The organism is Saccharothrix sp. 6-C, from assembly GCF_016695385.1.
Taxonomy (GTDB): Bacteria; Actinomycetota; Actinomycetes; order Mycobacteriales; family Pseudonocardiaceae; genus Actinosynnema; species Actinosynnema texasense.
Genome location: NZ_CP064192.1, coordinates 3,577,507 through 3,590,266, shown reverse-complemented (window position 1 = coordinate 3,590,266; position 12,760 = coordinate 3,577,507). Strand labels below are relative to the sequence as shown.

Annotated in this window: 12 protein-coding genes; 6 read left to right on the top strand and 6 right to left on the bottom strand. The window is 70.8% G+C overall.

Annotated elements, in window-relative coordinates:
- Positions 1-28: 28 nt before the first annotated feature.
- The 5 genes from IOD16_RS15380 to mdlC all read right to left on the bottom strand — a co-directional run bounded on the left by IOD16_RS15380 (position 29) and on the right by mdlC (position 6,059).
- Positions 29-655 (bottom strand): TetR/AcrR family transcriptional regulator, encoded by a 627-nt coding sequence (locus tag IOD16_RS15380; protein ID WP_123741388.1) that lies wholly within the window; start codon positions 653-655, stop codon positions 29-31.
- Positions 656-782: 127 nt separating this feature from the next.
- The gene (locus tag IOD16_RS15375) at positions 783-1,985 is read right to left on the bottom strand and encodes an IS701 family transposase (protein ID WP_268957713.1); all 1,203 of its coding nucleotides are present in this window, start codon (positions 1,983-1,985) and stop codon (positions 783-785) included.
- 1,080 nt (positions 1,986-3,065) lie between these two features.
- Positions 3,066-3,869 carry a helix-turn-helix transcriptional regulator gene (locus IOD16_RS15370; RefSeq protein WP_201440609.1) on the bottom strand — a complete coding sequence of 268 codons (804 nt, stop codon included), beginning with the start codon at positions 3,867-3,869 and terminating at the stop codon, positions 3,066-3,068.
- A 117-nt stretch (positions 3,870-3,986) separates the two neighbouring features.
- Positions 3,987-4,379: a cupin domain-containing protein gene (locus tag IOD16_RS15365; protein WP_123741385.1), complete on the bottom strand. Its 393-nt coding sequence runs from the start codon at positions 4,377-4,379 to the stop codon at positions 3,987-3,989.
- A 27-nt stretch (positions 4,380-4,406) separates the two neighbouring features.
- A complete protein-coding gene (mdlC, locus tag IOD16_RS15360) occupies positions 4,407-6,059 on the bottom strand; it encodes a benzoylformate decarboxylase (protein ID WP_268957712.1) in 1,653 nt (550 codons plus the stop codon).
- Between the two features lie 296 nt (positions 6,060-6,355).
- Here mdlC and IOD16_RS15355 point away from each other — a divergent pair, with 296 nt between their 5' ends.
- From IOD16_RS15355 to IOD16_RS15335, 5 genes are all read left to right on the top strand, one after another.
- Positions 6,356-7,801: an ankyrin repeat domain-containing protein gene (locus IOD16_RS15355; protein WP_201440608.1), complete on the top strand. Its 1,446-nt coding sequence runs from the start codon at positions 6,356-6,358 to the stop codon at positions 7,799-7,801.
- 43 nt (positions 7,802-7,844) lie between these two features.
- Positions 7,845-8,153, top strand: coding sequence for a muconolactone Delta-isomerase family protein (locus tag IOD16_RS15350; protein WP_077008801.1), 309 nt, complete (start codon positions 7,845-7,847; stop codon positions 8,151-8,153).
- Positions 8,154-8,163: 10 nt separating this feature from the next.
- Positions 8,164-8,856: an EthD domain-containing protein gene (locus IOD16_RS15345; protein ID WP_123741382.1), complete on the top strand. Its 693-nt coding sequence runs from the start codon at positions 8,164-8,166 to the stop codon at positions 8,854-8,856.
- Between the two features lie 67 nt (positions 8,857-8,923).
- On the top strand, positions 8,924-9,361 hold the full coding sequence (locus tag IOD16_RS15340; protein ID WP_123741381.1) for a nuclear transport factor 2 family protein: 438 nt from the start codon (positions 8,924-8,926) through the stop codon (positions 9,359-9,361).
- Between the two features lie 20 nt (positions 9,362-9,381).
- A complete protein-coding gene (locus IOD16_RS15335; protein WP_123741380.1) occupies positions 9,382-11,079 on the top strand; it encodes an FAD-binding oxidoreductase in 1,698 nt (565 codons plus the stop codon).
- On the opposite strand, the gene IOD16_RS15330 is transcribed toward IOD16_RS15335, so the two are convergent.
- Positions 11,076-11,675, bottom strand: a complete 600-nt coding sequence (locus IOD16_RS15330) for a TetR/AcrR family transcriptional regulator (protein ID WP_201440607.1) — start codon at positions 11,673-11,675, stop codon at positions 11,076-11,078. The two genes, IOD16_RS15335 and IOD16_RS15330, sit on opposite strands and share 4 nt — an antisense overlap.
- 201 nt (positions 11,676-11,876) lie before the next feature.
- Between IOD16_RS15330 and IOD16_RS15325 the strand changes: the two genes are divergently transcribed.
- The gene (locus IOD16_RS15325; protein ID WP_123741378.1) at positions 11,877-12,662 is read left to right on the top strand and encodes an oxidoreductase; all 786 of its coding nucleotides are present in this window, start codon (positions 11,877-11,879) and stop codon (positions 12,660-12,662) included.
- The last annotated feature ends 98 nt before the right edge of the window (positions 12,663-12,760 follow it).

The window sequence follows — 12,760 nt, the reverse complement described above, 5'->3', positions numbered from 1 at the left end:
TGTTGCCCAGCCAAAACAGGCGATGACGTCACAGCGCTTGCGCGGAACGGCGGCCGGCACCTACCTCGTCCCCACGACCCCCGCCGGGCAGCAGCAGCGCCACCAGCGCCCGGGCCTGCTTGGCCGGCCCCTGGTCGCCCAGCGCCTGCACCGAGGCGTAGACGCCCTCCATGACCAGCGCCAGCTGGTCGGCGAGCGCGACCGGGTTCGCCACCCGCTCGACGGCGGCCAGGTCGTCCACGAGCGCGCCGAAGCGCGACCGCATCCACGCCTTGGTGGCCACCGCGGCGCGCGAGGCGGGCAGGTTGAGGTCCGGGAACTCGGACAGCACCATCAGGAACGGGCAGCCGCGGCAGTTCTCCGGCCTGACCTGCTCGGCCAGCGCGTCGAAGCCGGCCAGGATGCGGTCGCGCGGGTGGCGACCGTCATCGGCCGTGGCTTCGCTGAACCACTGCCGGTAACGGTCGCCCGCCCGCTCGGTGTACGCGGCGACCAGGTCGTCCTTGGAGGCGAAGAGCCGGTACAGGGTGGTCGGGCCGATGCCGGACTCGGCGGCCACCCGGTCCACGCCGATCGCGCGGATGCCGTTCCAGTAGAACAGCTCGTGCGCGACATCGAGCACGTGCTCCCGGGTTTCCGCCGACTTGCGACGCATGAGAACCCCCTTGCCCGGCGTGGCTGACCCCGTTTCCGGTCACCAGCGTACGTCGGGAACCCGCCGGGGTCTCGAAGCCCCCGATCGAGGTCGGGGTGGAACGACGTTGGTCCACCCGACGTCGGGATCAGGCGTAAGGACGCAGGCGCTCTTCGGTGAAGCCCTGCCGCTCCAGCTCGCGCATCAGATGGAAACCGTGCGCGGCCGACACCAGGGTCACGTGGTGGTGCCAACCCTGGAACGAACGTCCTTCGAAGTGGCGCAGACCGACTTCCTCGGTGAGCCGGTTCACGTCCACCTCGACCTGCGCGCGGGCGCGCAGCAGCCCGACCATCTCCCGGACACCGGTCGCGCCCAGGTTCGTCAGCCACACCGATCGCGGCCTGGCGTGCCCGACCGGCCACTCGGCCAGCACGTGCCGGACCCTCGGCAGGCCGCGCCCGTGCGGCCCGGCCACCGGACCCGTGTGCCCGGGCATGGCGGTGACGACGAAGTCCGAGCCGACCAGCTCGCCGGTCTTCTCGTCGCGCCAGGACAGCTTCGTCCGCCCGCGCTTGGCGGCGGCGGCCACCAGCTCGCCGATCGTGCGCCCGCCGCCGGCGGAGCCGACGATGTTGACCGGCAGCGCCGGCATCGCCGCCGACACCTGGGCGAGGTACGGCAGCCGCCGTTCCTCCAGGCCGCCCAGCAGCGGGAACGCACCGGGATCGCTGCTCAGGTCGACCACCACCGGCGCCGCCGGCATCCCCCAGTCGCCGATCGTCTCGTCGAACAGGTCGAGCAGGTACTGCCAGGTCGGCTTCGACCTCTCCTGCTCGGGCAGCCGACTGCGCACCCGGCGCTCGGCGTCGTCGTCCCACGCCTTCGGCAGGACGAGCCGCCAGTTGACCGGCGTGCTGCCGTGGTCACCGGCGAGGAACACGCCGATGGCCCGCTGGCAGTTGAGCATCCGCCCCGCGACCGGCGCGTACTGCCGGGCGACGCCCACCGAGCTGCCGCCGTTCTTCGGGAACACCACCTCCCGCACCACCCAGGCCCGCGGGCGCATCGCCTGGGCGACCTGCTCGGCCAGGCTGCGCCGCACCTGGTTCCAGTCCCACGGGCTCTGGTTGACGAACTGCTGGAGCGACTGGTCGGCGTCACGACCGACGACCTGCTCGGAAATCCGGCGGATGGACTTGCGGCCCGGCACGGTCAGCAGACCCCGCACGTAGACCTCCGCCCAGCGCCGTTGGTCGGAACGACCAAGAGAAGCGAACAGCTCATTGCAAAAATCGGACAGATCGGACACGTCCGATGGTTCAACCCCCAGTTGAACTGCTTGCCACATACTCACTATCCCCCTCCAGCTTTCCTGGATAATCGCAAGTTGACCCTCCCGAGGCCGCGCGGCACGGCCGACGCCTGGAACACGCGCCGGCCTGTATCGACGTACCCCTATTTCCGCTTCGACCGTCGACGACCGCGGCCCGCCGGACCGCTATGGCCGTCGACCCGTCGAGCGGTGAGACGCGGTGGCTCCCCATAAGCCGACCCGCCTCAAACCAGCGAAATTACCTTCACTTCATGTCCCCATCCCCAGTCGGCCGGGCTTTCCACCCGGCGCTCGACGTGACGCAGCGGCGTCAATCAAGCGAACACAGACTTTCAAGGTTTCCAGCCGGCTGTCTAGACCGGAGTTGTGGTGGCATCACCGGTTCCACCACCGGCGAACGTCCGTTCGCCACCCCGGGCTCCCCCTTTCGGGCATGCCCCAGTACGGCGAACGGACGTCCGGTAATACGACCGGAACGTCGCCGACTATCGTGAAAAATGCATGGCGACATACCGGTGAGCGATGACCTCGCCCACCGGTGAGTGAGATCGATCTCCCCGGTCCGCACACCGCGGCGCATTTGTCGAGGTAGCGCGACGGACCGCCCACCGGATACCGACCGGGACCGTTTATCCCGGGGATCTCCCACGAGGGCGCCGCCCGCTCGACGTGCGGTGGACCGCGATACGCCGGGACCCGTCCCCATACGTGGGACCTCTCACCGGACGCGCGACAGGCCGGTGACGTGGATCACACGCCATTGCCGACCCGGACTTGACGAAGTGCCGAACCCGCGAGTGCGGTGCGTGGGATTCAATGCGCGCGCACGAGGAACGCTGGGGCACTCGAGCTCCCTTCACACCCGACTGGGCCACTCCGGTAACCGTCGCGACGCTACCCAAAGTCGGTGACGCGGACACCGGGAAGGCGATGCCGCACGATTCCCCGATAGCCGCGATACGGGTTGCCGATGGCTTGCCGGCCCGCTGCGTCACCCCGCGAGGGGGCGCAGTGGGCGCGTCGACGCGTCGACGGGCGCACCCCGGCGCGCAGGCGGTCCGGTGCGGCGGAGCGGGCGACCAGGAGGCGCCGACGTCACGCACCGGGCACCGGCGTGTGGAACACGAGCGTCACGGAGGACTCGGCCATCCGCGTCGGCACCAGCAACAGCGACCGCTCGCCCAGCCCGGGGTGCCGGAAGCCGCGCACCCGCGGCCGCGCCTCCCGGACGTCCCGCTCGCGCCACCACTGCGCGAAGCTCCCGCCGAGGCGCTCCAGCTCCGCCACCCGACGGCGGAACTCCTGGTCGTCGAGCCGGTGGGCGCTCTCGGCCCGCATCCGGGCCACCTGGTACCTCGCCTCGCTCTCCCAGTCCACCAGGCGGGCCTTGGCCCGCGGCGAGGTCAGCGTCCAGCGCAGCAGGTTCCGCTCTTCCCGGGGCAGCGCGCCCCAGTCGTCGTACCACTCGGCCGCGGCCGGGTTCCACGCCGACAGGTCGGACCGCCAGTCCGACGCGTACACCGGGTAAGGGCTGTCGTCGTGCCGCGCGACCACCTGTCGGACCACCTCGTCCGCCGACACGTCGTCGTCCAGCGGCCGCGGGTCGACGACGTGGCCCAGGGCCAGGGTGTGCACGTACCGGCGCTCGTCCTCGGTCAGGCACAACGCCTGGGCGAGCCGGTCGAGCACGTCCGGCGACGGGCGGATCTCGCGCCCCTGTTCCAGGTAGGTGTACCAGGTCGGGCTCACCCCGGCGAGCACCGCGACCTCCTCGCGCCGCAATCCCCGGGATCGGCGGCGCGGACCGGTGGGGAATCCCACCATCGCGGGCCGCAGCCGTTCCCGGCGGCTGCGCAGGAAACCCGCCAGCTCGCCCCTCCTGGTGCCATCGGCTTTCATCAACGAGCCCCTGTCGATCGACGAACGATCCCTCTGAAACGCGAAGAACCCCGTGGTGGGTCCGATGAGCGGACCCACCACGGGGCGTGTGCCGGCCGGAGCCGACTCGCCGACGACTCAGCGCACGTTGTAGCGGTAAGTCGGGTCGCCGGGCCTGCCGTCCTGCACGAATTCGGTGGAGACGTCCGCGGCGGCGTGCACGTTGACCATTCGCGCGCGTCCCGGACCCACGTTGGTGAACGCGTGCGGAACGCCCGCGCGCACCACGCAGATCTCCTCGGGCGTCGCCTCGACGGTCTCGCCGTCGGCCTCCAACCGCACGGTGCCCTCGACCACGACGAAGATCTCGTCGTACGGGTGGGTGTGCAGGCCGGGACCGCGGCCGACCGGGACGTCCACGATGAACGCGGACGACTCCAGGTTGCCGTGCGAGCGCCCGTCGAAGATGTAGGCCGCGACCTCACCGTCCATCTGGATGGTGGGCAGCGTGCCCCTCTTGATGACCTCCATGAGCCAGGTTCCCTTCAGCGTGGTGGTTCAGAGCCGGAACAGGCCCGGGTCGTCGACGACGACGTCCAGCAGGACGGGGCCGTCGGCGCTGAGCGCGTCCTTGAGCGACGCGCGCAGGTGTTCCGGTGACTCGATGCGCTCGGCGCGGCAGCCGAAGCCGCGGGCGAGCTGGGCCATGTCGACGCCGCTGAGGTCCCAGCCGATCTGCCACGCCTTCTGGCTGGTGTCGTCCAGGTAGTACTTCAGCGACAGGTAGCCCGCGTTGTCCGGGATGACGAACGTGATCGGCAGGTTGTGCTTGGCGGCGGTCCAGAGCGCGTGCAGCGTGTACTGCGCCGAGCCCTCGCCGACCACGACCACCGTGCGCTGGTCGGGCCGCGCGATCGCGTAGCCGACGGCCGCCGCGAACGGGAAGCCGAGGGCGCCGCTGGCGGTCGCGAAGTAGCCGTTGTCGGCGCCGAGCGGGATCTGCTCGTGGAAGTCCGCCCGGGCGATGGGCAGCTCCTCGAACAGCTGGGCGTCGGCGGGCAGCTCCTGCGACAGCAGGTGGAACAGGTACGCCTGGGTCAGCGGCTCGGACGGCTGCGGCACCGGCACCGGCTCGCGCAGGGCGGGCAGCGGCACGCGCTGGCGCTGCGGGAGCAGCGGCACCAGGTCGCGGGCGAACCGCGCGGGCGGCGCGACGAACGCGTGGCCCGCCGCCGACCACGCGGCCGCCTCGGGGTCGTCGGTCACGTGGTAGAACGCCGTGCCCTCGGGCAGGGCGGGCGAGTCCGTGCCGTCCAGCGGCGCGGGCGCGTTGCTGAACAGGTCCGCCGTGGTGAACAGGGTGAAGGCGGGGCTGCCCAGGATCACCACCACGTCGTGCTCGCCGAGGCGCTGGTTGATCAGCTCGGGCATCGGCGCGAGCACGCCGCCGAACAGCGGGTGGTTCTCCGGGAAGCTGCCCCGCGGCCACACCGGGCTGCCGTAGACCCGGGCGTTGAGCCGCTCGGCGAGCTTGATCAGGTCGCGGCGCGCGCCGCCGATCTCGACACCCGGTCCCGCGACGATCGCGGGGCGCTCGGCCGAGTTCAGCGCGTCGGCGACGGTGGCGAGCACCTCCGGGTCCGGCACCACGGCGGACCGCACCGAGCGCACCTTGTGCGGCGTGGACTGCGCGGGGCGGATCCAGTCGTCCTCCGGCACGCCGACGAACACCGGACCGGCCGGCGCCTGCTTGGCGATGTGGTAGGCCTTCTCGATCAGCGCGGGCACGTCCTGCGGACGGGCCGCCTCGCCCGCCCACTTGATGAAGGGGCGGGGCAGCGAGGTCGCCTCGGGCGCGTCGAGGAACGGCGCGCCCAGCTGGAGCTTGCGGGCCTGGAGCCCGCCGATGATCACCATCGGCGTGTGCGCGCTGGCGGCGGTGTAGATGGAGCCCATCGCGTTGCCCACGCCGGGGCCGCCGTTGATGATCACCAGCGAGGGCTCGCCGGTGGCCTGGGCGTGGCCGTCCGCCATGCCGACGACGGTGGCCTCCTGCAGGCCCATGATGAAGCGGAAGTCGTCGGGCCATTCCTCGAACAGCTTCATCTCGGTATGGCTGGGATTGCTGAAGATGGTCGTCATGCCGAGCTGCCGGAACACTTCCAGCGTTTCTTCCCGGACAGTTCGGGAATTGGTTCCATCCGCGCTCACGGTGAACACACTCCTACGGTGGGTGGAAGGAAGAATTCGCCTGTTGTGACCGCAATGCTGCCGACGTGACAGGTCGTGCGACAAGGCGGATGGAATTGCCGGAGGGCACTTCGTGAGCTAGGTCGGGGAACATCACGCAGTCCCGTCACAGCGGTCTGGACGGCTTGCCGCCGATGATGTCCCGTGAACTACTGAATCGGCGGCCCGGCCACTACCGCGGCACGCCTGACAAGGCACTTCGTCATTCGGCGACGCCGGCCGCGTGGAAAGCGGAACACAACCAGCGAGGATGTGCGATGAGCAGTGAGCGGACCCGCGAGGTGGTGGAGAAGTACTTCGCCGACCTGGAGCGGGGCGATCTGGGGTCGGCGCTGTCGGCCCTGGCGCACGACATCGACTTCGAACTGCCGGTGGACCGGTGGAACGAGGTCATCCCCTACCTCGGCCGGCACCTGGGCATCGACGCGGTCAAAGCGGCGTTCGCGGTGCGCGGCGACACGACGGAGATCCTGGACTACGCGGTGCGCGACCTGCGGGCCGAGGGCGACACCGCCTACGCGGTGATCTACACCCGGGCCGCGCACACCCGCACCCGCCAGGAGTTCGAGATCGAGGACGTGCACAAGCTCGTCGTCGACGAGCGGGGCCGGATCGTGACCTGGAAGGTCTACTTCGACCCCAACAGCGAGGTGGCCGCCTTCAACGCCGACCGCGAGGAGCGGCTGGTGCGGGCGTGCTGGGCCGGCGACCGGGAGACGGTGGCGGAGCTGCTGCGCTTCGGCGCCGACGTCAACCACCGCGACCCCGAGAGCGGCCTGACGCCGCTGCTGATCGCGGCCGGGCGGGCGGACGCCGACCTGACCCGCCAGCTCATCGCGGCGGGCGCCGACGTGCACGCGGTGGACAGCGGCGGCGGCGCGACCGCGCTGCACAAGGCCTGCCAGGGCGGCGACCTGGCCGTGGTGCGGGCGCTGGTCGAGGCGGGCGCGTTCGTCGACGCCGTCACGCCGAACACCGGCCACACGCCGTTGATGGACGCGGTGTGGTTCAAGAACCCGGAGATCGCCAAGTACCTGCTCGACCGCGGCGCCGGGCTGAACCTGGGCACCCACTACGGCTTCTCGTTGCAGCAGCACTTCGAGTACGAGCTCAACGTCAACACGATGGGCAAGGACAAGATCCTGCTGGCGCACCAGTACATCCAGGAGCGCCAGGCGGCCGACGAGCGCCGTGCGGCCGACCAGCTGCTGATGGCCGCGGTGACCCAGGGCGACGTCGACGGCGTGCGCAAGCTGCTGGGCGACGGCGCCGAGGTCGACGAGCGGTTCCCGATCGTCAACGGCTTCAACGACGCGCACACGCCGCTGCTGGTGGCCTCGCGCGACGGGCACACCGAGATCGCGCGGCTGCTGCTGGAGGCGGGCGCGGACGTCAACGCCAGCGAGCCCACGTTCGGCGCGGTGCCGCTGCACAAGTCCGTCTACAACGGACACGTCGACCTGACCCGGCTGATCGCCAACTGGCCCGGCGTCGACCTCGACTTCCAGGGCGCCACCAACGGCTACACGCCGCTGCACGACGCCTTGTGGCACGGGTACGAGGAGTGCTCCCGCATCGTCATCGACGCCGGGGCGCGCCTGGACCTGGTGGGCCACGACGGCAAGACCCCGCTGGCGCTGGCGGTCGAGGAGTTCGGCGCCGACCACCCCCTGACCGAGCTGATCCGAGCGAAGGTCGGCTGAGCGGCACGTCGGCCGAGCCGACGGTCGGATGGAGGAAACCGCAATGCTGTTCTACGTCCAGATGAAGTGGAACCACGAGGGCCGCATCACGCTCGACGAGCTGTGGGAGATCGAGCAGGAGGAGGCGGAGCACGCCCAGGAGACCCTGGACTCCGGGTTCGCCGTCGGTTTGTGGAAGGTGGCCGCGCAGAAGCGGGTCATCGGCATCATCGACGCGCCCAACGCCGAGGAGCTGGACCGCACCGCGCTCGGCCGGCTGCCCATGCGGGAGTACCTGGAGTTCGAAGAGGTGTGGCCGCTGCGCGACTACCTCGGGTTCGCCGAAGACGTCATCAAGCGCTACAAGGTCTGAGGGGGGAAGGATGATCCACCAGCTCATCTTCGCCGCGCCCAAGCCGGGCATGACGGTCGAGGAGTTCCAGCGGTACTGGGTCGAGGTGCACGCGGTGCAGTACGCCTCGAAGATCCCCCAGATCCGCAAGTACATGATCGACACCACGTTCGACTTCGACCTGGGCAACGGCGACCCGAAGTGGCAGGGTGTCGCGGAGATCTGGCTGCGCCCCGAGGAGCAGATCGCCTCCCTGCAGACCGAGGAGTTCCTCCAGGGCGCCCGGCTGGACGAGCCGAACTGGGCCGCGTTCTGGCAGTCGCTGGTGCTGGACACGACCGCGCACGAGCTGAAGTCGGGCCCGGCGCTGTACAAGGGCCAGAACTGGGTCAAGCTGATGATCCTGGTCAAGCGCAAGGAAGGCGTGTCCCTGGAGGACTTCCGCGCCTACAGCCTGCACCAGCACGGTGAGCTCGGCCTGAAGCTGCCCGGTCTGCGCCGCTACATCCAGGGCCACACCGTCGACGGCTGGTACGGCATCGGCGAGCCCACCCTGGACGCCGCCTACCAGCTCTGGTTCGACGACGTCGACCAGCTGCGCACGGCGTTGGAGTCCCCGGAGTACAAGCAGATGACCGAGGACTTCGACGCGTTCGTGAACACGCGGTACGTGCACCGCCTGGTCACCCGCGAGCACTGGATCATCGGCCCGCAGGCCCGCTGAGGCCCGCAGACGCGGACGCGACCCCCGCGGCGGGGGTCGCGTCCGCCGACCACACAGGGAGAGCCAGATGGCCCGGTCCCAACCGCCGGAAGCCCAGCGACGCAACGCCGAGACGGTCCGCGACTTCCTCCGCCTGCTGGAGGAGAAGGACATCGACGCGTGGATCGAGCTGTGGGCCGAGGGCGCAGACCACTTCTACCCCTTCGGAACCCGGATGTTCCCCGCCCACTTCATCGGCAAGACCGCGGTGTACGACCGCTGGAAGGCGACCCCGGACCTGTTCGAGAGCTGGACGTTCCCGCTGGTCGAGACCTGGGCGGACGGTGACACGGTGCTCGCCCGGTTCGACGGCGACTGCCTGTTCGCCAACGGCAGGCGCTACCGCAACCACTACTTGTCGATCTTCAAGTTCACCGACGCGGGGCTGATCTACGAGTACCACGAGTACTTCGACCCGATCATCGCGGCCGAGGAGTTCGGCCTCGCCCGGATCACCTACCTCTGACCGAGTTCAGGAGCGAACTTATGACTTCCTCGACTCCCGGGGACCTGTCCGCCGCCGCGCGCCACCTGCGCTCGTCGTTGCGCGGCGGTGTTCTCGTGCCCGCGGACGAGCAGTACGACGGCGCGCGCCGGGTCTGGAACGGCGCGGTGGACCGCCGGCCGGGGCTCATCGTCCGCGCGGCCGACGAGCAGGACGTGCAGACGGCCGTGCGGGTGGCGCACGACCACGGGCTTCGGCTGTCGGTGCGCGGCGGCGGCCACGACTGGGGCGGCCGGGCGATGGCCGAGGGCGGCCTCGTCGTCGACATGTCCGCGCTGCGGCGGGTGAACGTCGACCCGATCCTGGGCACCGCGGACGTCCAGGGCGGCGCCACCTCCGGCGACCTGGCCGACGCGGCGGGCCGGCACGGCCTCGCGCCGGTGACCGGCACCGTGCAGGCGGTCGGCATCGCGGGCCTCACCCTGGGCGGCGGGTACGGCCTGCTGCTCGGCAAGCACGGCCTGGCCGCCGACAACCTGATCAGCGCCAGGGTCGTGCTGCCCGACGGCCGGCGCGTCATCGCCAGCGGCTCGGAGAACCCGGACCTGTTCTGGGCGCTGCGCGGCGGCGGCGGCAACTTCGGCGTCGTGACGAACCTGCGCTACCGGGTGCACGCCCTGCAGTCGCTGGCGGCCGGCCTGATCCTGTTCCCGGCCTCCGAGGCGGCGAGCGTGCTGCGCGGCTACCGCGAGCTGATCGCCGAGGCGCCCGACGAGCTGACCGTCATGTCCGGCTTCTTCGGCGGACCGGACGGCACCCCGATGCTGTTCATGCTGCCGACCTGGGTCGGCGCGCTGGGCGGCGGGCAGCGCCACGTCACCCGGCTCGAGTCGCTCGGCACGCCGATCATGTCGCAGGTGCGCCAGATGACCTTCCCGGAGCTGCACGGCATGTTCGCCGACTCGATCGTCGACGGCAGGCACGTGGAGATGCGCACCCGCTGGGTGCCGGAGGTCTCCGACGACATCGCCTCGGTGATCGCCGAGGGCATGGCGCAGATGACCTCGCCGTTCTCCGCGATGTTCCTGCACCACTTCCACGGCGCGGCCACCCGCGTCCCGGTCGCCGAGTCGGCGTTCGCGACCCGTCGCGAGCACGTGCTCGTCGAGATCGCCGCGCAGTGGCTGCCCACCGAGGACGCCGCGCCGCACCAGCGGTGGGCGCGGTCGCTGTCGGAGAAGCTCGCGCCGCACGCGCTGCCGGGCGGCTACCCGAACTTCCTCGGCCCCGACGAGCAGGACCGGGTCCTGCTCGGCTACGGCCCCAACGCCGACCGGCTCGTCGAGCTCAAGCGGCGCTTCGACCCGGCGGGCGTGTTCACCGCCGTGCCCCAGATCGACGTGGCGGCGCACGAGGCCGCCGGACGAAAGGCGAACCAGATGACGGCCACCGTCGAGACCATCCGCTTCAAGCTGCGCCCGGGCGTCACCGACGCCGAGTTCCAGCAGCGCAACCTGAAGATGCAGCGCGAGTACATGGAGCTGCGGCCCGGCTTCGTCTCGCGCGAGACGTCCCGCAGCGACGAAGGCGAGTACCTCGTCGTCGTGCACTGGTCGAACGCGGAGGACGCCGACGCGACCATCCAGGCGTTCTTCGGCGCGCCCGAGACCCAGGACTTCCTGGCCTCGGTGGACGTGACGACCGTGGCCTCCGGCCGCTACGAGGTCGTGAAGTACTAGACCTCGACCGGCGCCCGGCCGGTGCAGGCCAGCAGGATGCGCTCGGCGAGCAGCCTGCCCTGCCGGGCCGGACCGTGCGAGCCGAGGGCCTGCGCCGAGGCGTGGACGCCCTCGATGACCAGCGCGAGCTGGTCGGCCAGCGCGCTCGGGTCGTCGACCTCCTCGTCGGCGGCCAGGGCGGCGGTCAGCTCGCCGAGCGTGGCCCGCACCCAGGTCTTGGCGGCCACCGCGTTGCGGTGCGCCGGCAGGTCCGGGTTCGGGAACTCGGCCAGCGCCATCATGAACGCGCAGCCGCGGCAGTCGTGCTCGATGTGCTCGGCCACCGCGTCGAACAGGCCGAGGATGCGGCTGTGCGCGTCGCGCCCGTCGTCCTCGGTCGCCTTCCGGAACCACTCCCTGGTCTGCTGGTCGACGCGGTCGACGTACGCGGCGACCAGGTCGTCCTTCGAGGCGAACAACCGGTAGAGCGTGGTCGGCGCGACGCCTGCCTCGGCGGCGACCTTGTCCACGCCGGTGGCTCGGATCCCGTGCCAGTAGAAGAGGTCGTGGGCCACCTGCAGCACGTGCTCGCGGGTCTCGGCGGCGGTTCGGGTCATGGCACCCCCCTTTGCTCCGTTGAACTCGACTGTACTACGTCAGGAAAACGATAGGGATGGTTCCCTTTCGTTGTAGGGTCTGACCAGGACACCTCCTCGGTGCCCAGTCGGAACGACGTAGGGGTCGACCGGAGCAGCACAGCCCGGCGGTCATCGCCGCGGCGCTTCCAGAAGATCCGCATTGGTAGAAGGGTGTAAGGGATGTCTTCCAACAGCTCAGGACTGCTGCGCGGCAAGCGCGCACTGGTCACCGGTGGCACCAAGGGCATCGGTGCCGCCGTGGTCCGCAAGTTCGTCGAGGAGGGCGCCACGGTCGTCGCCTCGGCCCGCAACGCCGTCTCGGACCTCCCCGAGGGCGCCCGCGTCATCACCGCCGACCTGAGCTCGCAGGCCGGCGCCGAGGAGCTGGCCGAGAAGGTGCTCGACGCCCTCGGCGGCATCGACATCCTGGTGAACAACGCAGGCGGCGGCGCGCTGCCGAACCTGGAGGGCCCCACGGCCATCCCGGACGAGGTGTGGGTCAACGAGCTCAACCTCAACTTCCTCGCCGCCGTGCGCCTGGACCGCGCGCTGCTGCCGCACATGATCAAGCAGGGTTCCGGCGCGATCGTCCAGATCGGCTCGAACGCCGCGCGGCGCCCGATCGCCCCGCTGCTGCCCTACACCGCGGCCAAGGCCGCGATGGCGAACTACGCCAAGGGCCTGGCCACGGACGTCGCGCCCAAGGGCGTCCGGGTCAACAGCGTGATGCCCGGCCTGACCCTCACCCCGAGCTCCGAGGCGGTCATGACCGGCATCGCCGCGGCCACCGGCATGAGCTTCGAGGAGGCCAAGGAGATGCTGATCGCCGGTGAGGCGATCCCGCTGGGCGGCCCCGGCCGTCCCGAGGACGTCGCCGAGCTGGTGGCGTTCCTGGCCTCCGACCGGGCGTCCCGGATCGTCGGCGCGGCCTACGTGATCGACGGCGGCGCGCTGCCGGAGGTCTGATCCGCAGGAGGAAGGGGCACGTCCGGGTGGGTCTCACCCCCGGACGTGCCCCTTTCGGCGTTCCCGGTGCTGGTGCGGCTCCGGCGCGGCCGGCTACG

Excerpts from the sequence above, each read along its gene's own strand:
- IOD16_RS15380 (WP_123741388.1), bottom strand. The coding sequence starts at position 655 with ATGCGTCGCAAGTCGGCGGAAACCCGGGAGCACGTGCTCGATGTCGCG.
- IOD16_RS15375 (WP_268957713.1), bottom strand. The coding sequence starts at position 1,985 with ATGTGGCAAGCAGTTCAACTGGGGGTTGAACCATCGGACGTGTCCGAT.
- IOD16_RS15370 (WP_201440609.1), bottom strand. The coding sequence starts at position 3,869 with ATGAAAGCCGATGGCACCAGGAGGGGCGAGCTGGCGGGTTTCCTGCGC.
- IOD16_RS15365 (WP_123741385.1), bottom strand. The coding sequence starts at position 4,379 with ATGGAGGTCATCAAGAGGGGCACGCTGCCCACCATCCAGATGGACGGT.
- IOD16_RS15355 (WP_201440608.1), top strand. The coding sequence starts at position 6,356 with ATGAGCAGTGAGCGGACCCGCGAGGTGGTGGAGAAGTACTTCGCCGAC.
- IOD16_RS15350 (WP_077008801.1), top strand. The coding sequence starts at position 7,845 with ATGCTGTTCTACGTCCAGATGAAGTGGAACCACGAGGGCCGCATCACG.
- IOD16_RS15345 (WP_123741382.1), top strand. The coding sequence starts at position 8,164 with ATGATCCACCAGCTCATCTTCGCCGCGCCCAAGCCGGGCATGACGGTC.
- IOD16_RS15340 (WP_123741381.1), top strand. The coding sequence starts at position 8,924 with ATGGCCCGGTCCCAACCGCCGGAAGCCCAGCGACGCAACGCCGAGACG.
- IOD16_RS15335 (WP_123741380.1), top strand. The coding sequence starts at position 9,382 with ATGACTTCCTCGACTCCCGGGGACCTGTCCGCCGCCGCGCGCCACCTG.
- IOD16_RS15330 (WP_201440607.1), bottom strand. The coding sequence starts at position 11,675 with ATGACCCGAACCGCCGCCGAGACCCGCGAGCACGTGCTGCAGGTGGCC.
- IOD16_RS15325 (WP_123741378.1), top strand. The coding sequence starts at position 11,877 with ATGTCTTCCAACAGCTCAGGACTGCTGCGCGGCAAGCGCGCACTGGTC.